Origin of the sequence: Microbacterium sp. NPDC058345 (genome assembly GCF_042723855.1) — a bacterium.
Classification (GTDB): domain Bacteria; phylum Actinomycetota; class Actinomycetes; order Actinomycetales; family Microbacteriaceae; genus Microbacterium.
On sequence record NZ_JBHXIG010000004.1, the window covers coordinates 96,842 to 114,932 of the forward strand.

The window sequence follows — 18,091 nt, forward strand, 5'->3', positions numbered from 1 at the left end:
TGGAGGACTAGTGGGTGTCTTCCGCTTCGATCTCGGAGCGGTCGCCCGACCACAGCGTGTGGAAGGTGCCCTCCTTGTCGATGCGCCGGTAGGTGTGTGCACCGAAGAAGTCGCGCTGCCCCTGGATGAGCGCGGCGGGCAGGCGGTCGGCACGGATGCCGTCGTAGTACGACAGCGATGACGAGAACGCCGGGGCGGGGATGCCGGCCTGTGCGGCAGCGACGACCACGCGCCGCCACGAGACCTGTGCACGCGTGAGCGCCTCCGCGAAGTACGGCGCCGCCATGAGCACGGCCAGGTCGGGGGTGCTGTCGTACGCGTCGGCGATGCGGTTGAGGAACTGCGCGCGGATGATGCAGCCGCCGCGCCAGATCTTCGAGATGGCGCCGAGATCGATGTTCCAGTCGTACTCGGCGGCACCGGCGCGGATCTCGTCGAAGCCCTGCGAGTAGGCGACGATCTTCGAGGCGTACAGCGCCAGACGCACGTCCTCGATGAAGGCGTCCACCTCGTCTGCGGGCACGGCGAAGACATCATCAGGGCCCGGCAGGTCGGCGGCCACGACACGCTGCTCGGGGTGCGAGGACAGCGAGCGGGCGAACGTCGCCTCGGCGATGCCCGAGACCGGCACGCCCAGCCCCAGCGCAGTCTGCACGGTCCAGGCGCCGGTGCCCTTGGCGCCGGCCTGGTCGAGGATGACGTCGACCAGGGGCTTGCCGGTCTCGGCATCCACCTGGCGCAGCACCTCGGCGGTGATCTCGATCAGGTACGACTCCAGCTCGCCCCTGTTCCACTCGGCGAAGATCTCGGCGATCTCCGCCGGGGTCTTGCCGGTGCCGCGGCGGATGAGGTCGTACGCCTCGGCGATGAGCTGCATGTCGGCGTACTCGATGCCGTTGTGCACCATCTTCACGAAGTGACCGGCGCCGTCATGGCCGACGTGCGTCACGCACGGCTCGCCCTCGGCGACGGCGGCGATCGAGCGCAGGATGGGGCCGAGGGTCACCCACGATTCGTCCGAGCCACCGGGCATGATCGACGGACCGGTGAGCGCGCCCTCCTCGCCGCCGGAGATCCCGGCGCCCACGAAGTTGATGCCCGTCTCGCGCACCTGCTTCTCGCGCCGGATGGTGTCGGGGAAGTACGCGTTGCCGCCGTCGACGATGATGTCGCCCGGTTCGAACACGCGCGTGAGCTGGTCGATCACGGCATCCGTACCCGCGCCGGCCTTGACCATGATGATCGCCGTGCGCGGCTTCTGCAGGCTGGCCGCGAACTCCTCGTATGAGAACGCCGGAACGAAACCCGCCTCGGGGTGCGCGGCGACCAGCTCATCCGTCTTCCCGCGGCTCCGGTTGAACACCGCGACGGTGTTCCCCTCCCGGCTGGCGAGATTGCGGGCCAGGTTCGAACCCATGACGGCGAGTCCGACGACTCCGATGTTGGCTGATGCTTCGGGCACTGAGAGCTCCTCGATGGCAGCGGGTGGGACGGCTTTCAGCGTACCGTCGCCCGTTCAGCCGGAGCGCATCTGTGTCGGCGTCAGTCCTTGCGGTACCCCGTGCGCCCCATCGCGAACAACGCGGCGAACGACGAGACGACGCCGCAGACGGCGATCGCGCCGACGACCCAGAGGACGACGTGGGAGAGGAAAGCACCATCGAGCATGGCAACAGCCTACCCGCGATTCGGGTACCATGGAGGAGTTCCTCGGCGAGGGGTGGCGCGCGTGCGCGTTCATCCGTTATCGACGCGGCGATGTGAGCCCAGTGGTCAGTTGAGCATCATGGCTTCGCCTCCTCGTGTCCGATCCGAGGCGCCGAGACCCCACGACCACCGCGCGGCCCATCCCGCGCGTCCTGAAGGAGAACCACATGTCCGACGACAACAAGGTCAGCGCCGAGCTGCGCACCGAGTTCGGCAAGGGCTTCGCCCGCCGCCTTCGTGCGGCAGGCAAGATCCCGGCCGTCATCTACGGTCACGGTACCGAGCCCGTGCACGTCGCACTGCCCGGCCACCAGACCGCGCTGATCATCCGCCGCGCCAACGCGCTGCTCACCCTCGACATCGAGGGCCGCAGCGAGCTCGCCCTGGTCAAGGACGTGCAGAAGGACCCGGTGCACCAGATCATCGAGCACATCGACCTGCTGGTCGTGAAGAAGGGCGAGAAGGTCGCGATCGACCTCCCCGTCGTGCTCGTCGGCGAGTCCTTCGCCGGTACCATCGCCAACCTCGACGCGACCACGCTGGCGGTCGAGGCTGAGGCCACGCACATTCCGCAGCACGTCGAGGTCTCGGTCGAGGGCCTCGAGGAGGGCGCGCACATCACCGCCGCCGACGTGAAGCTGCCCAAGGGCGTCAGCCTGGTCGCCGACCCGGAGACCCTGATCGTCGCGATCTCGGTTCCCGCGGTCTCCGCCGAGCCCGAGGCTGAGGAGGGCGCCGCCGAGGGGGCTGGCGCCGAGGCTCCGGCCGAGGAGGCCGCTGCGGAGTGATCCGCTGAGACCACGGATGGAGGGGACGCGAGCGGATCGCGTCCCCTTCGTCGTCCCCGCAGGAGAGGAGCGGCCATGGCGGCCACCTGGCTGATCGTCGGACTGGGCAACCCCGGGCCGCGTTACGAGACGACCCGGCACAACATCGGGCAGATGGTGCTCGACGAGCTCGCCGAGCGGCGGGGTGAGCGGTTCCGCGAGCACAAGGCGGGCGCGCGGGTGATCGAGACCTGGCTGCGCCCTGGCGCGGACAAGCTGGTGCTCGCCAAGCCGAACACCTACATGAACACCTCGGGTACGCCGGTCGCCGCCCTCGCCCGGTTCTACTCCGTCGATCCGGCGCACGTCGTGGTCATCCACGACGAGCTCGACATCCCGTACGACAGCATCCGGCTCAAGACCGGCGGCGGGCACGGCGGGCACAACGGCGTCCGCGATGTGGCCCGCGCTCTCAGCACCCCCGACTTCCCGCGCGTGCGTGCGGGCATCGGCCGTCCGCCGGGACGTCAGGACCCGGCGGACTGGGTGCTCTCGCCGTTCGGCTCCGCGGAGCGTGACACGCTGCCGATCTTCGTCTCCGACGTGGCGGATGCGGTCGAGCAGCTCGTCGACGAGGGACTGCTCGCCGCTCAGCAGCGGCACCACTCGCGCGGCTGAACCGCGCACGGGTGCCCGCCGTCAGGCGGCCGCCATCATTCCGGTGGCCGTGCCGATGCCGAACAGCACGAACGTCGCGCCGAAGAAGAGCAGCGGCCCGAGGGCGGCGACGACGATGGCCGCGATGCCCTGGCCGCGGCCGCGGCGCTTCACGGTGGCGACGATTCCGAGCGCGATGGCGGCCACGCCGAGTACGGTTCCCGCCCAGAACGAGATCTCCGCCCACAGCACCTGCGTGCGCGCGGGGCTGAGGAAGGAGAGGTCGTCGCCGGTGGTGGCGGCGATGTCGGCGGCGGGAACCCGTACGCCGATCTCATGGCCGAGCACTCCGCCGATCACCGGGATGACGACGCCGGCGAGCAGAGCGGCGATCAGCGCGAAGACGCCCAGGCCGGCGGATGCCGGGGGAGTGGTCGGCGGCACGCTGTACCCGCCGGCGGGAGCCTGATAACCGCCCACGGGCACGCGGTAAGCCCCGGCAGGCGCCTGATAGCCGGGAGCGGGAACGCCGGAGTCGGCAGCGAGCGGGCCAGGAGCCGGGAAAGGCGTCGCGGGCGGCGGCGGGACTGCTCCGTGCGGTGGAACGGGCGGCGATGTCGGCTCGGTCACGCCACTATCCTACGGCGCGGGAGCGACCCTTCCCGGCGGCTCACACGCGCCGCAGCAGGCCCACCTTCTCGTACACGTCGGCGAGGGTCGCATCGGCCACGGCATCCGCCTTCGCGGCGTTCACCGCGAGCAGCCGGTCGAGCTCGGCGGGGTCGGAGAGCAGTTCCGTCGCACGCTCGCGCACCGGGCCGAACTCGTTCACCACGACCTCGGCGAGGTCCTTCTTGAAGTCGCCGTAGCCGCGCCCCGCGTACTCGTCTTCGATCGAGCCCACCTCGCGACCGGTCAGCGCCGCGTAGATCGTGAGCAGGTTCGAGACGCCGGGCTTGTTCTCGCGGTCGTAGCGCACCGATCCTTCGGTGTCGGTGACCGCCCGCATGATCTTCTTCGCCGACTTCGCCGGGTCGTCGAGCAGCCACAGCACGCCGGCGTCGCTGTCGGCCGACTTCGACATCTTCGATGACGGGTTCTGCAGATCGTAGATGCGGGCGGTGTCCTTCTGGATCACGGGCTGCGGGATCGTGAACGCCTCGCCGAAGCGCTTGTTGAAGCGCTCGGCGAGATCGCGGGTCAGTTCGACGTGCTGCTTCTGGTCGTCGCCCACCGGCACCAGCTCGGTCTGGTACAGCAGGATGTCGGCCGCCATCAGCACCGGGTAGGTGAACAGGCCGACCGAGGTGGAGTCCTGGCCGTAGCGGGCCGACTTGTCCTTGAACTGCGTCATCCGGCCGGCCTCGCCGAACCCGGTGATCGTGCTGAGGATCCAGGCGAGCTCGGCGTGCGCGCGCACGTGCGACTGCACGTACAGGGTCGACTTGGACGGCTCGATGCCGGCGGCGATGTACTGCGCGGCGGTCCGGCGCGTCTTCTCGCGCAGCTCTGCGGGATCCTGGGCGACGGTGATGGCGTGCAGATCGACGACCGAGAAGAACGCGTCGTAGGACGCCTGCATGTCACGCCACTGCAGCAGCGCCCCGATGTAGTTGCCGCTGTGGAGGGAGTCGGCGGAGGGCTGCATTCCGGAGTAGAGGCGTGGTCTCGTCACCGTTCAATCCTATGGGGGAGCCTGGAGCGCCTCGTCATTCGTGGCACACTCCTGTCATGAGCGACATGTCACCCGAGCGCCTCGGGGAGAGTCCCCTCCGCATCGTCTCCCTGGTGCTGGCGCTCGTCTTCGGAGTGCTGTGGCTCGGAGCGCTCGCCGTCGAGCTCTTCATGTTCGGCCGGCCGAGCGGTTCTCCGGTCGAAGACAACAGCTTCATCCTGCTTCTCGGGCTGACGCCGATCGTGCTCGCGATCGAGATCGTCGCCGCGACGTTCGCTGCGCTCGCCTTTCCGGCGCGGCGCAGGACCGTCGCGTTCGGCATCGCCGCTCTGGTCGTCCTGCTGACTCCCGTCGCGATCGTCGCCGCCTGGATGAACCGCTGAGGATCAGTACGTGTAGTCGACGACCACAGGCGCGTGATCGCTCCACCGCTCGGCGTAGGTCGCGGCGCGGGCGACGGTGTATCCGGTCGCCCTGGCGGCGAGTGCGGGCGTGGCGAGGTGGTAGTCGATGCGCCAGCCGCTGTCGTTGTCGAACGCCTTCCCCCGCATCGACCACCAGGTGTACGGCCCATCCACCTCGCCGTGGTGCACGCGGCCGATGTCGACCCAGCCCAGTCCAGAGCCGGTCGAGCCGTCGACGCCGGTGACCTGCGCACCGGCCTCGCCGAGGAAACGGTCGAAGTAGGCGCGCTCGCGGGGGAGGAACCCGGCCTTGGTGCGGTTGCCGCGCCAGTTCTTGATGTCGAGCTCGCGGTGGCCCACGTTCAGATCGCCGGTGATGAGGGCCATCGCGTCAGGCGTGCCCAGCTCGCCCAGCCGCACCGTCATGGCGTCGAGGAACTTCCACTTCTCGTCCTGCTTGGGGGTGTCGGCTTCACCGCTGTGCACGTAGGCGCTGACGACGGTCAGCGGAAGCCCGCCGATGGCGAAGTCCGCCTCGAGCCAGCGGCCCGCCGAATCGAAGTCGTCGGCCCCGAGAATCGCGCGCGAGGCGGACGCCGGCTCGCGGCTGAGGATCGCGACACCCGCGCGGCCCTTCGCGGTGGCGGCATCGTGCACGATCGCCCAGTCGGGGAACGCCGCCCCCAGATGCTCGTCCTGACCGCGCACCTCCTGCACCGTCAGCACGTCGACGTCGGCCGCATCCAGCCAGGAGCGCATCCCGTTGCGCACGGCGGCGCGGATGCCGTTGACGTTGACGGAGGCGATACGCAGATGGGGCATGTTTCCAGCCTAAACTCGGCCGCCGACATCGCTGCGCCGCCGCCAAAACGACGAAGCGCCCGGCCGAATCGGATCGACCGGGCGCTCTGCCACGATGGGGGCGTTCAGGAACCGCCGCGCAGGATCGCCTGCTTCACGTCGGCGATCGCCTTGGTGACCTCGATGCCGCGCGGGCATGCCTCGGTGCAGTTGAAGGTCGTGCGGCAGCGCCACACGCCTTCCTTGTCGTTGAGGATGTCCAGACGCACGTCGCCCGCGTCGTCGCGCGAGTCGAAGATGAAGCGGTGCGCGTTCACGATCGCCGCCGGGCCGAAGTACTGCCCGTCCGTCCAGAACACCGGGCACGACGACGTGCACGCGGCGCACAGGATGCACTTGGTGGTGTCGTCGAAGATCGCGCGGTCGGCGATCGACTGCACGCGCTCCTTGCCCTTCTCGGGGGCGGAGTTCGCGATGAGGAACGGCTGCACCTCGCGGTAGGAGGCGAAGAACGGCTCCATGTCGACGATGAGGTCCTTCTCCAGCGGCAGGCCCTTGATGGCCTCGACGTAGATCGGCTTGGAGATGTCGAGGTCCTTGATCAGCGTCTTGCACGCCAGCCGGTTGCGGCCGTTGATGCGCATGGCATCGGAGCCGCAGATGCCGTGCGCACAGGAGCGGCGGAACGACAGCGAGCCGTCGACCTCCCATTTGATCTTGTGCAGCGCGTCGAGCACGCGGTCGGTGGAGAACAGCTCCACGTCGTAGTCCACCCAGCGCGGCTCCGCGTCGACCTCGGGGTCGAAGCGGCGGATGATGAACGTCACCAGGAAGGACTGCACGCCGGTGTCGCCGGCGGTGCTGTCGGCGGGAGCCTCTGCGACGGCGTTGGACATGATCAGTACTTCCTCTCCATCGGCGGGTAGCGCAGTTCGCCATCTTCGTTCTTCGCGAACACGACCGGCTTCGTGCTGAGCTCGATGTGGTCGCTGGGGTCCGATGAGTGCGCGTCTCCGGTGAGATACGCCATCGTGTGCTTCATCCAGTTCTCGTCATCGCGGTTCGGGAAGTCGTCGCGCATGTGGCCGCCACGGCTCTCCTCGCGGTTCTGCGCGGCGTAGACGACGACCTCGGCGATGTCGAGCAGGAAGCCGAGCTCGACGGCTTCGAGAAGGTCGGTGTTGAAGCGACGGCCCTTGTCGTCGACGTGGATGTTCTTGTAGCGCTCACGAAGCTCGGCGATGACGCCGAGAACGTGCTGCAGTGATTCGTGCGTGCGGAACACCTGCGCGCCCCTGTCCATCTCGTCCTGCAGCGTCTTGCGCAGCACGGCGATGCGCTCGGTGCCCTGGCTGTTGCGCAGGTTCTCGATCATCTCGGACACGAACGCGGCGGGGTTCTCGGGCAGGGGCACGAAGTCGGCGGTCTTGACGTACTCGACCGCGTTGCGGCCGGCGCGCTTGCCGAAGACGTTGATGTCGAGCAGCGAGTTGGTGCCGAGGCGGTTCGAGCCGTGCACCGACACGCAGGCGCACTCGCCCGCGGCGTAGAGGCCGGGGACCACGGTCTCGTTGTCGGCGAGCACCTCAGCGTCGTTGTTGGTGGGGATGCCGCCCATCGCGTAGTGCGCGGTCGGCATCACCGGCACCGGCTCGACGACGGGGTCCACACCGAGATAGGTGCGGGCGAACTCCGTGATGTCGGGCAGCTTCGTCTCGAGGATCTCCGCACCCAGGTGCGTGCAGTCCAGCAGCACGTAGTCCTTGTGCGGTCCGGCACCCCGTCCGTCCAGCACCTCCTGCACCATCGAGCGGGCGACGATGTCACGCGGGGCGAGGTCCTTGATGGTGGGGGCGTAGCGCTCCATGAAGCGCTCACCGGACGCGTTGCGCAGGATGGCGCCCTCGCCTCGGGCGCCCTCGGTGAGCAGGATGCCGAGGCCGGCGAGGCCGGTGGGGTGGAACTGGAAGAACTCCATGTCCTCCAGCGGCAGGCCCTTGCGCCACACGATCCCGACGCCGTCACCGGTGAGGGTGTGCGCGTTGGAGGTGGTCTTGAAGATCTTGCCGAAGCCGCCCGTGGCGAAGACCACGGCCTTGGAGTGGAACACGTGCAGTTCGCCCGTGGCCAGGTCGTAGGCGATGACTCCCGCCACCTGGGTGGCGCCGTCGGCGTCCTTCACGGTGATGAGGTCGAGCACGTAGAACTCGTTGAAGAAGTTGATGCCCAGCTTGACGCAGTTCTGGAACAGCGTCTGCAGGATCATGTGCCCGGTGCGGTCCGCCGCGTAGCAGGCGCGGCGCACCGGCGTCTTGCCGTGCTCGGCGGTGTGACCGCCGAACCGGCGCTGGTCGATCTTGCCGTCGGGCGTGCGGTTGAAGGGCAGACCCATGTTCTCGAGGTCGATGACCGCGTCGATCGCCTCCTTGGCGAGGATCTCGGCGGCATCCTGGTCGACGAGGTAGTCACCGCCCTTGATCGTGTCGAAGGTGTGCCACTCCCAGCTGTCCTCCTCGACGTTCGCGAGCGCCGCGGCCATACCGCCCTGCGCCGCACCGGTGTGCGAGCGGGTGGGGTACAGCTTCGAGATCACCGCGGTCCGTGCGCCGGGGCCGGCTTCGATCGCGGCGCGCATCCCGGCGCCGCCGGCGCCCACGATGACGATGTCGAACTGGTGGTAGTGCACACCGTCGCGCACGACGGAATCCTGGGTCTGCGTGGTCACTCGTATGCCTCTTCTTCTTACTTGCCCAGCGCCTGGCAGGTCTCCCACATGGCGCCGTCCGCGAGGACGCCGCCGCACGGGTCGAACGTGAACACCACGAGGGTGCCCAGGATGATCAGCAGGGCGGCGGCCAGGCCGAGGGCCCACACCAGCGCCTTGCGAGCCTTGTCGTGCGTGACGTAGTCGTTGACGATCGTGCGCATGCCGTTGGCGCCGTGGATCAGCGCGAGCCAGAGCATCAGTACGTCCCACCACTGCCAGAACGGGTTGGCGAACTTGCCGGCGACGAAGGCGAAGTCGAGGGCGTGGATGCCGTCACCGATCATCAGGTTGACGAACAGGTGGCCGAAGATCAGCACGACGAGCAGCACGCCGGAGGCGCGCATGAACAGCCAGCCCCACTTCTCGAGGTTGAACCCGCGCTGACGGCGGGCGACGGGAGCCACGGTCTGAACCGACATCAGTGTCCTCCTCCGAATCCGGCGAACGCGAGGGCGAGATGGCGGGGCACGAAGCCGGCCATGATCACGACCCACACGCCCATGACGATCCAGAACAGCTGGCGCTGGTACTTGGCGCCCTTCGCCCAGAAGTCGACCAGGATGATGCGCAGGCCGTTCATCGCGTGGAACGCGATGCCCGCGACGAGGACGACCTCGCCGAACGCCATGACCGGGTTCTTGTACGTGCCGATGACCGCGTCGTACGCCTCGGGGGAGACGCGGATGAGCGCTGTGTCGAGCACATGCACGAGGAGGAAGAAGAAGATCGCGACTCCGGTGATGCGGTGAAGCACCCACGACCACATGCCTTCGCGACCCCGGTAGAGGGTTCCGCGCGGCGTCTTCGATGTGGTTTCCGAAATCGACGGTGTCAAGCGAGTGCTCGTGGACACGGTCGTCCTCCCTATCGATGCGATGCCGGGCACACGCACCGAGGGCGCGCCCGATCCCCCTCATCCTATTCCCGTCGCAACGCCGGGGGCGACGAAGGCGACCCTAAGGCGGTCCGCGGTCATTCCGATCGTGCATCGTGCCGATGTCGCGCGCCTATCGTCGGCTCACGGCGCCGGCGGACCGGCGGATAGGTTAGGGGCATGGGGCGAATCGACGACTTCTACGCAGTGATCCCGGCCGGCGGCATCGGCAGCAGACTGTGGCCGCTGTCGCGCGCGGATGCGCCGAAGTTCCTGCACGATCTCACCGGCTCGGGGCAGTCGCTGCTGCGTGACACCTGGGATCGGCTCGAGCCGCTCACCGGTCCGGACCGGATCGCCGTGGTCACCGGGCGGGCGCATCGCGCCGCCGTCGAGGAGCAGCTGCCCGGCATCGCGGATCTCAACGTCATCCTGGAGTCCGAGCCGCGCGACTCCGCCGCCGCGATCGGACTCGCCGCGGCGATCCTGCATCGCCGCGAGCCCGACGTCATCATCGGTTCGTTCAGCGCCGACCATGTCATCCGCGGCACCCGCGTGTTCGAGTTCGCCGTCCGCGACGCCGTCGAGGTGGCCCGTGAGGGATACATCTGCACCATCGGCATCGCTCCCACCGAGCCGTCCGTGGGTTTCGGTTACATCAAGCGCGGACCGGAGCTGATCGTCGAGGGCGCGCGCGAGGCCGCGCTCGTCGAGCGCTTCGTCGAGAAGCCCGATCTCGAGACCGCGAAGACCTATCTCGCCGAGCGCACCTACCTGTGGAACGCGGGCATGTTCATCGCGAAGGCGAGCGTGCTCCTCGACGAGCTGGCGGCGAACGAGCCCGAACTGCACGCGGGACTGCTCGAGCTGGCCGAGGCCTGGGACGACCGCGAGCGCCGCGGTCCCGCCGTCGACCGCCTCTGGCCGCGACTGAAGAAAATCGCCATCGACTACGCCGTCGCCGAGCCTGCCGCCGACCGGGGAAGGCTGGCGGTGGTTCCCGGTCACTTCGACTGGGACGACGTCGGGGACTTCGCCTCGCTCACCAAGCTCATCACCCACGGCCGCAAGAACGATCTCGCCGTGCTGGGCCCCAAGGCGCGGGTGCTCACGGATGCCGCCAGCGGCATCCTGGTCAGTCAGACGTCGCGGGTGATCAGCCTCGTCGGGGTGCAGGACATCGTCGTCGTCGACACCGAGGATGCGCTGCTGGTCACGACGGTCGAGCACGCCCAGCGCGTGAAGGGCGTCGTCGAGTCGCTCAAGCTGACCGGGCGCGGGGACGTGCTCTGATCACCGCATCCGCGACTGTGCCCGGTGACCAGGCGCTCCGCGCCGTCATCATTGCAGCTTTGTAACCTTTCGCCAGCACAACCGGGCCGAGCGTGCACAGTCTGCGTAACCGTAGGTAACTTAGACCGACCCGCGATGTCCGCGGGGATCTCTTCAGGGAGGCATAGCGTGCCCATCTCCACGACCAGGAAGCTGCTCGGCGCGACGATCGCCGCCGGCGTCATCTTCGCTCTCGCCGGCTGCGGCCAGGCTCCGACCGAGAACGAGCCGGGTGGCGGCGGCGACGCCGCAGCGGACTTCTCGGCCTGCATCGTCTCCGACGCCGGCGGCTTCGACGACAAGTCCTTCAACCAGCTCTCCTACGAGGGCACGAAGAAGGCGGCCGACGAACTCGGCGCCACCTTCCGCGAGGCGGAGTCGAATGCCGAGACCGAGTACGGCCCGAACATCGACAACATGGTCTCCGAGGGCTGCAACGCCATCGTCTCCGTCGGCTTCGCGCTCTCGCAGGCCACCGTCGACGCGGCGAACGCCAACCCCGACACGGACTTCATCCTCGTCGACGACGCCGGCGGCGAGAACAAGCCCGACAACGTCAAGCCGCTGCTGTACAACACCGCTGAGGCCGCCTTCCTGGCCGGTTACCTCTCGGCCGGCTACTCCGAGGCGGGCAAGGTCGGCACGTACGGCGGCATGGAGTTCCCGACCGTCACGATCTTCATGGACGGCTTCAAGCAGGGCGTGGACTACTACAACGAGCAGAACGGCTCGGAGGTCCAGGTCGTCGGATGGGACGGCACCACCGGATCGTTCACCGGTGGCTTCGAAGCCAACCAGGGCGCCAAGACCGTGGCGAAGAACATCATCGACCAGGGCGTCGACGTGCTCTTCCCCGTGGGCGGCCCGATCTACCAGTCGGGTCTGCAGGCCATCAAGGAGTCCGGCAAGGACGTCGCGCTGATCGGCGCGGACGCGGACCTGTTCAACACCGACCCGACCACGGCCGACTTCGTGCTCACCTCGGTGCTGAAGGCGATGGACCTCTCGACGTACGAGGCGGTGACGGCCGCGGCCGACGGCAGCTTCGACGGTGAGGCCTACATCGGCACGCTCGAGAACGAGGGCGTCGGCATCGCGCCGCTGCACAGCTTCGAGGACAAGGTCGACGCCGAGCTCGTGGAGCAGCTCGACCAGATCAAGCAGGACATCATCGACGGGAACATCACCGTCACGTCCTACCTCAGCGAGTAAGACGAATCGCCACGGGGAGGCCGGCCGGAGCCGGCCTCCCCGCTGTCGTCTGCTCGGGCGATCCCTGGGCGACGCAGCATGTCACGAATAGGATCGGACACATGAAGCTCGAGCTGCGCGGCATAACGAAGAGGTTCGGCGCACTGACGGCCAACGACCACATCGATCTGGTCGTCGAACCCGGTGAGATCCACTGTCTTCTCGGGGAGAACGGCGCGGGGAAGTCCACGCTGATGAACGTGCTCTACGGCCTGTACGAGGCCGACGAGGGGCAGATCCTCATCGACGACGTCGTGCAGGACTTCGACGGCCCCGGCGACGCCATGAAGGCGGGGATCGGCATGGTGCATCAGCACTTCATGCTCATCCCGGTGTTCACCGTCGCCGAGAACGTGATGCTCGGACACGAGAAGACCTCGTTCGGAGGGCGTCTGGATCTCGCGGCCGCGCGTCGCCGGGTGAAGGAGATCTCCGACCGCTTCGGATTCGACGTCGATCCGGATGCGGTCGTCGAGGACCTCCCTGTGGGCGTGCAGCAGCGCGTCGAGATCATCAAGGCGCTGTCGCGCGACGCGAGCATCCTGGTGTTCGACGAGCCGACGGCGGTGCTCACCCCGCAGGAGACCGACGAGCTGATGGCGACGATGCGTCAGCTGCGCGAGCAGGGCACCGCGATCGTGTTCATCACGCACAAGCTGCGCGAGGTGCGCGAGGTGGCCGACCGCATCACCGTGATCCGGCTGGGCAAGGTCGTGGGCGAGGCATCACCGACCGCGTCCAACGCGGAGCTGGCCTCTCTGATGGTCGGCCGCGCTGTCGAGCTGACGGTGCACAAGGGCGAACCGCAGTACAGCGAGAACGCGCTCGTCGTCGAAGATCTCACCGTCACGGATGCCGCCGGCACCGTCCTCGTCGACTCCGCCTCGTTCGAGGTGCGCGGCGGGGAAGTGCTCGCCATCGCCGGCGTGCAGGGCAACGGGCAGACCGAGCTCACCGAGGCGCTGCTCGGGCTTCAGGAGCGCGTGCGCGGCAGCGTGCGGCTGAACGGCCAGGAGCTGGTCGGTCGCAGCGTGCGACGCATCCTCGACGCCGGCGTCGGCTTCGTGCCGGAGGACCGCGGCGTCGACGGGCTGGTGAAGGAGTTCTCCATCGCCGAGAACCTGATGCTCGACCGCTCCAACGGCGCGCCGTTCGTCAAGGGCGGTGCGCTGCAGCTGAGGCTTCTCGACGAGTTCGCGCGCGAGAAGATCACGGAGTTCGACATCCGCACACAGGGACCGACGCAGGCGGCGGGACGCCTCTCCGGCGGCAACCAGCAGAAGGTCGTGCTCGCCCGCGAGCTGAGCCGCGACCTGTCGCTGTTCGTCGCCGCGCAGCCCACCCGAGGCGTCGACGTCGGATCGATCGAGTTCATCCACAAGCGCATCATCGAGACCCGCGATGCAGGCGTCCCGGTGATCGTGATCTCCACCGAACTCGACGAGGTGACGGCCCTGGCCGATCGCATCCTCGTGATGTACCGCGGGCGCATCGTCGGCGTCGTCGCCGGCGACACGCCCCGCGACCAGCTCGGTCTCATGATGGCAGGTGCCGTGAACGAAGGAGTCCAGGCATGACCGCCGCTGAGACGCAGACCCCCGCTCCGCCGCAGACGCCGACGCCGACGCCGTCGCGCGGACGCCAGGCGGTGATGCAGATCGTCACAGGCACCTTCGCCATCTCGCTCCTCGCCGTGGTCGCGGCGGTCGTCGTGGGATCGCTGATGATCGCGCTCACCGACAAGGAGGTGCAGGCGGCCGCGGGCTACTTCTTCCAGCGGCCGAGCGACACCTTCCAGGCGATCGGCAGCGCCGTCGGCGGCGCGTACGCGGCGCTGTTCCGCGGGTCCATCTACAACTTCAACGCCGACAGCTTCGCGGTGGGGATCCGCCCCCTCACCGAGACGCTGAAGTTCGCCACGCCGCTGATCGCGGCGGGGCTCGGCGTCGGTCTCGCCTTCCGGGCCGGCCTGTTCAACATCGGCGGTCAGGGCCAGATGCTCATGGCGGCCGCCGCCGCGGGCTACGTCGCGACCGCATGGGACATGCCGTTCCCCCTGCACCTCATCGTCGCGCTCGCGGCCGGCGTCGTCGCCGGAGCGATCTGGGCCGGCATCGCGGGTCTGCTCAAGGCGCGCACCGGCGCGCACGAGGTGATCGTGACGATCATGCTCAATCACATCGCGGTCTACCTGCTGGCGTGGATGCTCGCGACGCAGGGGATCCTGCAGGCGCCGGGCTCCAGCAACCCGAAGACCGCTCCGATGGCGGAGAGCGCCGTGATGCCGCTCATCCTCGGGCCGATGTACAAGCTGCACCTCGGCTTCCTGCTGGCGCTGATCGCCGTCGCGATCACCTGGTGGCTGCTGGAGCGCTCCAGCCTCGGCTTCCGCTTCCGCGCGGTGGGTGAGAACCCCGCCGCCGCCCGCACCTCCGGCATCTCGGTGGGCAGGATGTACTTCCTCGTGATGGTCATCGCCGGAGCGCTGGTCGGCCTCGCCGGCGTCAGCCAGGTGCTCGGTACCGAGCCGAAGGGCTTCAGCGGCGGCATCGACGCCGGAATCGGCTTCGACGCCATCACCGTGGCGCTGCTCGGGCGCTCCCGCCCGCTCGGCATCCTGTTCGCCGGTCTGCTCTTCGGAGCCTTCAAGACCGGCGGCTTCACCATGCAGGCCTCGCAGGGCGTGCCGATCGAGATCGTGCTCGTCGTGCAGTCGCTGATCGTGCTCTTCATCGCGGCCCCGCCGCTGGTGCGGGCGATGTTCGGCCTGCCGCAGCCCGGCCGCGCGAGCCGTCGACAGCGCCGCGCCGCGAAGAAGGAGGTGACGGCATGAGCGTCCAGATCCTCGAGGCCGAGCCCCGCACCGTCGCCGTCATCTCATGGAAGACGCCGATCATCCTCGGCGCGATCGCCGTGCTCGTCGCGCTGCTGCCGCTGCTCGCACCCCGGGCCGGGGACGCGGTGTTCCGCTTCGCCGCGGGCAGTGAGATCGTCAGGGTGCCCGATCTGATCGTCCCCGGCACGGCGACCGCCTGGGTCGGGGTGATCATCGCCCTCGGGATCGCGGTGGCGGCCGCTGTCCTCGCATCGCGGCACCGCGCGGTGCCGCTGTGGCTCGTCGCGATCTACGTCGTCGCGCTCATCGTCGGCTTCCTCGCCTGGGCCGCGGCCGGCAGCTCCGGAACGCTTCCGATGATCGGTCTGCTCAGCGGCGCGCTGGCGCTGGCCACCCCGCTGATCTTCGGCGCGCTGGGCGGTGTGATCGGCGAGCGGGCCGGCGTCGTCAACATCGCGATCGAGGCGCAGCTGCTCGCCGGCGCGTTCACCGCCGCGATGGTGGCGTCGCTGACCGGGACCGCCTGGGCCGGCCTGGTGGCGGCGATGGCCGCTGGCGTGCTGGTCGCATTGATCCTCGGCGTCTTCGCGATCACCTACTACGTCGATCAGGTCATCGTCGGCGTGGTGCTCAACGTGCTGGTCATCGGCGTGACGACGTTCCTGTTCCGCCAGGTGCTCGCACCCAACCAGGCGACGCTGAACACCGTCGAGCCGTTCCGCGCCCTGCCGATCCCGCTGCTCAGCGACATCCCGGTGCTCGGCCCGATCCTGTTCCGACAGACGATCGTGGTGTACCTGATGTACGTCATCGTGTTCGCGGTCTGGTACGGCATGTACCGCACCCGCTGGGGCCTGCGCATGCGCGCGGTGGGCGAGCACCCTCAGGCGGCCGACACTGTGGGCATCAACGTCGCGCGCACCCGGTACATGAACGTGCTGATCGCCGGTGCGATCGCGGGCATGGGCGGCGCGTTCTACACCCTCGTCTCGGTGCCCCGGTTCAACCCCGAGATGACGGCCGGCGCGGGCTTCATCGCCCTCGCCGCGGTGATCTTCGGAAAGTGGGATCCGATCCGCGCGACCCTGGCGGCGCTGCTGTTCGGCTTCGCGACGAACCTGCAGAGCGTGCTCAGCGTCATCGGCTCGCCGGTGCCCAGCCAGTTCATGCTCATGCTGCCGTACGTCGTGACGATCTTCGCCGTCGCCGGGCTCGTCGGCCGCTCCCGGGCGCCCGCGGCTGACGGCGAGCCGTACATCAAGTCGTAGACACGACCGCACATCGAGGAGAGACGAAACGTGACCGACATCGACTGGGACGAACTGCGTCAGGTCGCCACCGACGCGATGCACAGAGCCTATGCGCCGTATTCGCAGTACCGGGTCGGAGCGGCCGCCCTGGTCGACGACGGCCGCATCGTCGCCGGGTGCAACATCGAGAACGCCTCGTACGGGGTCACCCTGTGCGCCGAGTGCGCGCTGGTCGGCGACCTGTTCATGTCGGGCGGTGGCCGGCTCGTCGCCTTCAGCTGCGTGAACGGCGACGGCGAGACGATCATGCCGTGCGGCCGCTGCCGTCAGCTGCTGTTCGAGCACGCGAGCCCTGGCATGCTGCTGGAGACCGTGTCGGGGGTGCGCACCATCGACGAGGTGCTGCCGGACGCCTTCGGGCCGTACGACCTGCGCCACTCGGCCGCGCGCGAGGCCGCACGATGAGCATCGAGCCCTTCGACGCCGTCGACGTCATCCGCGCGAAGCGCGACGGGGGAGCGGTGGCTGAGCCGGCGCTGCGCTGGATGGTCGACGCCTACACCCGCGGTTACGTGTCCGACGCGCAGATGGCGTCGTTCGCGATGGCGGTCTTCCAACGTGGCATGCAGCGCGACGAGATCCGCGTGCTCACCGACGCGATGATCGCGTCGGGAGAGCGGATGGACTTCAGCGGGCTGGGCAAGCGGACGGTCGACAAGCATTCCACCGGTGGTGTCGGCGACAAGATCACCCTGCCGCTGGCTCCGCTCGTCGCCGTGTTCGGCGTCGCCGTGCCGCAGCTGAGCGGTCGCGGCCTCGGCCACACCGGGGGCACGCTCGACAAGCTCGAGTCGATCCCGGGATGGCGCGCGGCGTTGTCGAACGATGAGATGTTCGCGCAGATGAAGGGCGATGTCGGTGCGGTGATCTGCGCGGCCGGTTCGGGACTGGCCCCCGCGGACAAGAAGCTGTACGCGCTGCGCGACGTCACCGGCACGGTCGAGGCGATCCCGTTGATCGCGTCGAGCATCATGTCGAAGAAGATCGCCGAGGGCACGGATGCCCTGGTGCTGGACGTGAAGTTCGGCAACGGCGCGTTCATGCAGGACATCGACCGCGCGCGCGAGCTGGCACGGACGATGGTCGCGCTCGGCACCGATTCGGGGGTCGCCACCACGGCCCTCCTCACCGACATGAACGTGCCGCTCGGTCTCGCGATCGGCAACGCCAACGAGGTGCGCGAGTCAGTCGAGGTGCTCGCCGGCGGGGGTCCGGCGGATGTCCGCGAGCTGACCATCGCGCTGGCCCGCGAGATGCTCGCTCTGGCCGGACAGCCGGACGCCGATGTGGAGAGCGCACTCGACGACGGCCGCGCCATGGACTCCTGGCGCGCCATGATCCGAGCGCAGGACGGCGACCCGGATGCGGCTCTGCCCGCCGCGCGCGAGACCCATGTGGTGCGGGCGGCCGTCGACGGCGTCGTCTCGCGCATGGATGCCCTGCCGTTCGGCATCGCGGCGTGGCGCCTCGGCGCCGGGCGCGCGCGTGCGGAGGACCCGGTGATCCACGCCGCCGGCATCGACCTGCACGCGAAGCCCGGTGATCGGGTGACCGCCGGGCAGCCGCTGTTCACGCTCTCGGCCGACGACGACGCCCGCTTCGCCCGAGCCCTGCAGGCGCTCGACGGCGCGTACGAGGTCGGCCAGACGGCGCCGGAGGCGACGTCCATCGTGCGCGAGCGCATCACCGCCGACAGCTGAGACGAGGAGC

General features: G+C 68.8%; 19 protein-coding genes. 10 read left to right on the forward strand and 9 right to left on the reverse strand.

The annotated features are described in order from the left end of the window. Positions 1–7: 7 nt before the first annotated feature. Positions 8–1,462 (reverse strand): NADP-dependent phosphogluconate dehydrogenase, encoded by a 1,455-nt coding sequence (gene gndA, locus ACFWH5_RS14860; RefSeq protein ID WP_378836043.1) that lies wholly within the window; start codon positions 1,460–1,462, stop codon positions 8–10. Between the two features lie 80 nt (positions 1,463–1,542). Beyond that, positions 1,543–1,668, reverse strand: a complete 126-nt coding sequence (locus tag ACFWH5_RS14865) for a hypothetical protein (RefSeq protein ID WP_378836046.1) — start codon at positions 1,666–1,668, stop codon at positions 1,543–1,545. Positions 1,669–1,874: 206 nt separating this feature from the next. Between ACFWH5_RS14865 and ACFWH5_RS14870 the strand changes: the two genes are divergently transcribed. Both ACFWH5_RS14870 and pth read left to right on the forward strand, forming a co-directional pair. Then, entirely contained in the window at positions 1,875–2,495 is a 621-nt protein-coding gene (locus ACFWH5_RS14870) for a 50S ribosomal protein L25/general stress protein Ctc (protein ID WP_378836048.1), read from the forward strand. A gap of 75 nt (positions 2,496–2,570) precedes the next feature. Beyond that, the gene (pth, locus tag ACFWH5_RS14875) at positions 2,571–3,152 is read left to right on the forward strand and encodes an aminoacyl-tRNA hydrolase (RefSeq protein WP_378836051.1); all 582 of its coding nucleotides are present in this window, start codon (positions 2,571–2,573) and stop codon (positions 3,150–3,152) included. Between the two features lie 21 nt (positions 3,153–3,173). Here the strand turns inward: pth and ACFWH5_RS14880 are convergent, their stop codons facing one another. Further along, positions 3,174–3,761: a hypothetical protein gene (locus tag ACFWH5_RS14880; protein WP_378836053.1), complete on the reverse strand. Its 588-nt coding sequence runs from the start codon at positions 3,759–3,761 to the stop codon at positions 3,174–3,176. 40 nt (positions 3,762–3,801) lie between these two features. Continuing rightward, entirely contained in the window at positions 3,802–4,806 is a 1,005-nt protein-coding gene (trpS, locus tag ACFWH5_RS14885; protein WP_378836056.1) for a tryptophan--tRNA ligase, read from the reverse strand. A 56-nt stretch (positions 4,807–4,862) separates the two neighbouring features. Here trpS and ACFWH5_RS14890 point away from each other — a divergent pair, with 56 nt between their 5' ends. After that, entirely contained in the window at positions 4,863–5,189 is a 327-nt protein-coding gene (locus ACFWH5_RS14890; RefSeq protein ID WP_378836058.1) for a hypothetical protein, read from the forward strand. A 3-nt stretch (positions 5,190–5,192) separates the two neighbouring features. On the opposite strand, the gene ACFWH5_RS14895 is transcribed toward ACFWH5_RS14890, so the two are convergent. The 5 genes from ACFWH5_RS14895 to sdhC form a co-directional block, all read right to left on the reverse strand. After that, a complete protein-coding gene (locus ACFWH5_RS14895; protein WP_378836061.1) occupies positions 5,193–6,032 on the reverse strand; it encodes an exodeoxyribonuclease III in 840 nt (279 codons plus the stop codon). A gap of 104 nt (positions 6,033–6,136) precedes the next feature. Next, positions 6,137–6,907, reverse strand: a complete 771-nt coding sequence (locus ACFWH5_RS14900; protein WP_378836064.1) for a succinate dehydrogenase iron-sulfur subunit — start codon at positions 6,905–6,907, stop codon at positions 6,137–6,139. A 2-nt stretch (positions 6,908–6,909) separates the two neighbouring features. Beyond that, on the reverse strand, positions 6,910–8,736 hold the full coding sequence (gene sdhA / locus ACFWH5_RS14905) for a succinate dehydrogenase flavoprotein subunit (RefSeq protein WP_378836066.1): 1,827 nt from the start codon (positions 8,734–8,736) through the stop codon (positions 6,910–6,912). Between the two features lie 17 nt (positions 8,737–8,753). Then, on the reverse strand, positions 8,754–9,197 hold the full coding sequence (locus ACFWH5_RS14910; protein ID WP_378836068.1) for a succinate dehydrogenase hydrophobic membrane anchor subunit: 444 nt from the start codon (positions 9,195–9,197) through the stop codon (positions 8,754–8,756). Then, the gene (gene sdhC / locus ACFWH5_RS14915) at positions 9,197–9,631 is read right to left on the reverse strand and encodes a succinate dehydrogenase, cytochrome b556 subunit (RefSeq protein ID WP_378836071.1); all 435 of its coding nucleotides are present in this window, start codon (positions 9,629–9,631) and stop codon (positions 9,197–9,199) included. The genes ACFWH5_RS14910 and sdhC overlap by 1 nt, the downstream gene beginning before the upstream one ends. 201 nt (positions 9,632–9,832) lie before the next feature. Here sdhC and ACFWH5_RS14920 point away from each other — a divergent pair, with 201 nt between their 5' ends. From ACFWH5_RS14920 to ACFWH5_RS14950, 7 genes are all read left to right on the forward strand, one after another. Further along, positions 9,833–10,945 carry a mannose-1-phosphate guanylyltransferase gene (locus ACFWH5_RS14920; RefSeq protein ID WP_378836073.1) on the forward strand — a complete coding sequence of 371 codons (1,113 nt, stop codon included), beginning with the start codon at positions 9,833–9,835 and terminating at the stop codon, positions 10,943–10,945. Between the two features lie 168 nt (positions 10,946–11,113). Next, on the forward strand, positions 11,114–12,196 hold the full coding sequence (locus ACFWH5_RS14925; protein ID WP_378836076.1) for a BMP family protein: 1,083 nt from the start codon (positions 11,114–11,116) through the stop codon (positions 12,194–12,196). A 101-nt stretch (positions 12,197–12,297) separates the two neighbouring features. Next, positions 12,298–13,812: an ABC transporter ATP-binding protein gene (locus ACFWH5_RS14930; protein WP_378836078.1), complete on the forward strand. Its 1,515-nt coding sequence runs from the start codon at positions 12,298–12,300 to the stop codon at positions 13,810–13,812. Then, a complete protein-coding gene (locus ACFWH5_RS14935; protein ID WP_378836081.1) occupies positions 13,809–15,068 on the forward strand; it encodes an ABC transporter permease in 1,260 nt (419 codons plus the stop codon). Before ACFWH5_RS14930 ends, ACFWH5_RS14935 begins: the two co-directional genes overlap by 4 nt. Further along, a complete protein-coding gene (locus ACFWH5_RS14940) occupies positions 15,065–16,339 on the forward strand; it encodes an ABC transporter permease (protein ID WP_378836083.1) in 1,275 nt (424 codons plus the stop codon). Before ACFWH5_RS14935 ends, ACFWH5_RS14940 begins: the two co-directional genes overlap by 4 nt. A gap of 30 nt (positions 16,340–16,369) precedes the next feature. Beyond that, entirely contained in the window at positions 16,370–16,786 is a 417-nt protein-coding gene (locus tag ACFWH5_RS14945; RefSeq protein ID WP_378836085.1) for a cytidine deaminase, read from the forward strand. Further along, positions 16,783–18,081, forward strand: coding sequence for a thymidine phosphorylase (locus tag ACFWH5_RS14950; protein ID WP_378836087.1), 1,299 nt, complete (start codon positions 16,783–16,785; stop codon positions 18,079–18,081). Before ACFWH5_RS14945 ends, ACFWH5_RS14950 begins: the two co-directional genes overlap by 4 nt. Positions 18,082–18,091 lie beyond the last annotated feature (10 nt).

Coding starts and splice junctions, on each gene's coding strand:
- ACFWH5_RS14865 (WP_378836046.1), bottom strand. CDS start 1,668: ATGCTCGATGGTGCTTTCCTCTCCCACGTCGTCCTCTGGGTCGTCGGC.
- ACFWH5_RS14870 (WP_378836048.1), top strand. CDS start 1,875: ATGTCCGACGACAACAAGGTCAGCGCCGAGCTGCGCACCGAGTTCGGC.
- pth (WP_378836051.1), top strand. CDS start 2,571: ATGGCGGCCACCTGGCTGATCGTCGGACTGGGCAACCCCGGGCCGCGT.
- ACFWH5_RS14890 (WP_378836058.1), top strand. CDS start 4,863: ATGAGCGACATGTCACCCGAGCGCCTCGGGGAGAGTCCCCTCCGCATC.
- ACFWH5_RS14895 (WP_378836061.1), bottom strand. CDS start 6,032: ATGCCCCATCTGCGTATCGCCTCCGTCAACGTCAACGGCATCCGCGCC.
- ACFWH5_RS14900 (WP_378836064.1), bottom strand. CDS start 6,907: ATGTCCAACGCCGTCGCAGAGGCTCCCGCCGACAGCACCGCCGGCGAC.
- ACFWH5_RS14910 (WP_378836068.1), bottom strand. CDS start 9,197: ATGTCGGTTCAGACCGTGGCTCCCGTCGCCCGCCGTCAGCGCGGGTTC.
- ACFWH5_RS14920 (WP_378836073.1), top strand. CDS start 9,833: ATGGGGCGAATCGACGACTTCTACGCAGTGATCCCGGCCGGCGGCATC.
- ACFWH5_RS14930 (WP_378836078.1), top strand. CDS start 12,298: ATGAAGCTCGAGCTGCGCGGCATAACGAAGAGGTTCGGCGCACTGACG.
- ACFWH5_RS14935 (WP_378836081.1), top strand. CDS start 13,809: ATGACCGCCGCTGAGACGCAGACCCCCGCTCCGCCGCAGACGCCGACG.
- ACFWH5_RS14940 (WP_378836083.1), top strand. CDS start 15,065: ATGAGCGTCCAGATCCTCGAGGCCGAGCCCCGCACCGTCGCCGTCATC.
- ACFWH5_RS14950 (WP_378836087.1), top strand. CDS start 16,783: ATGAGCATCGAGCCCTTCGACGCCGTCGACGTCATCCGCGCGAAGCGC.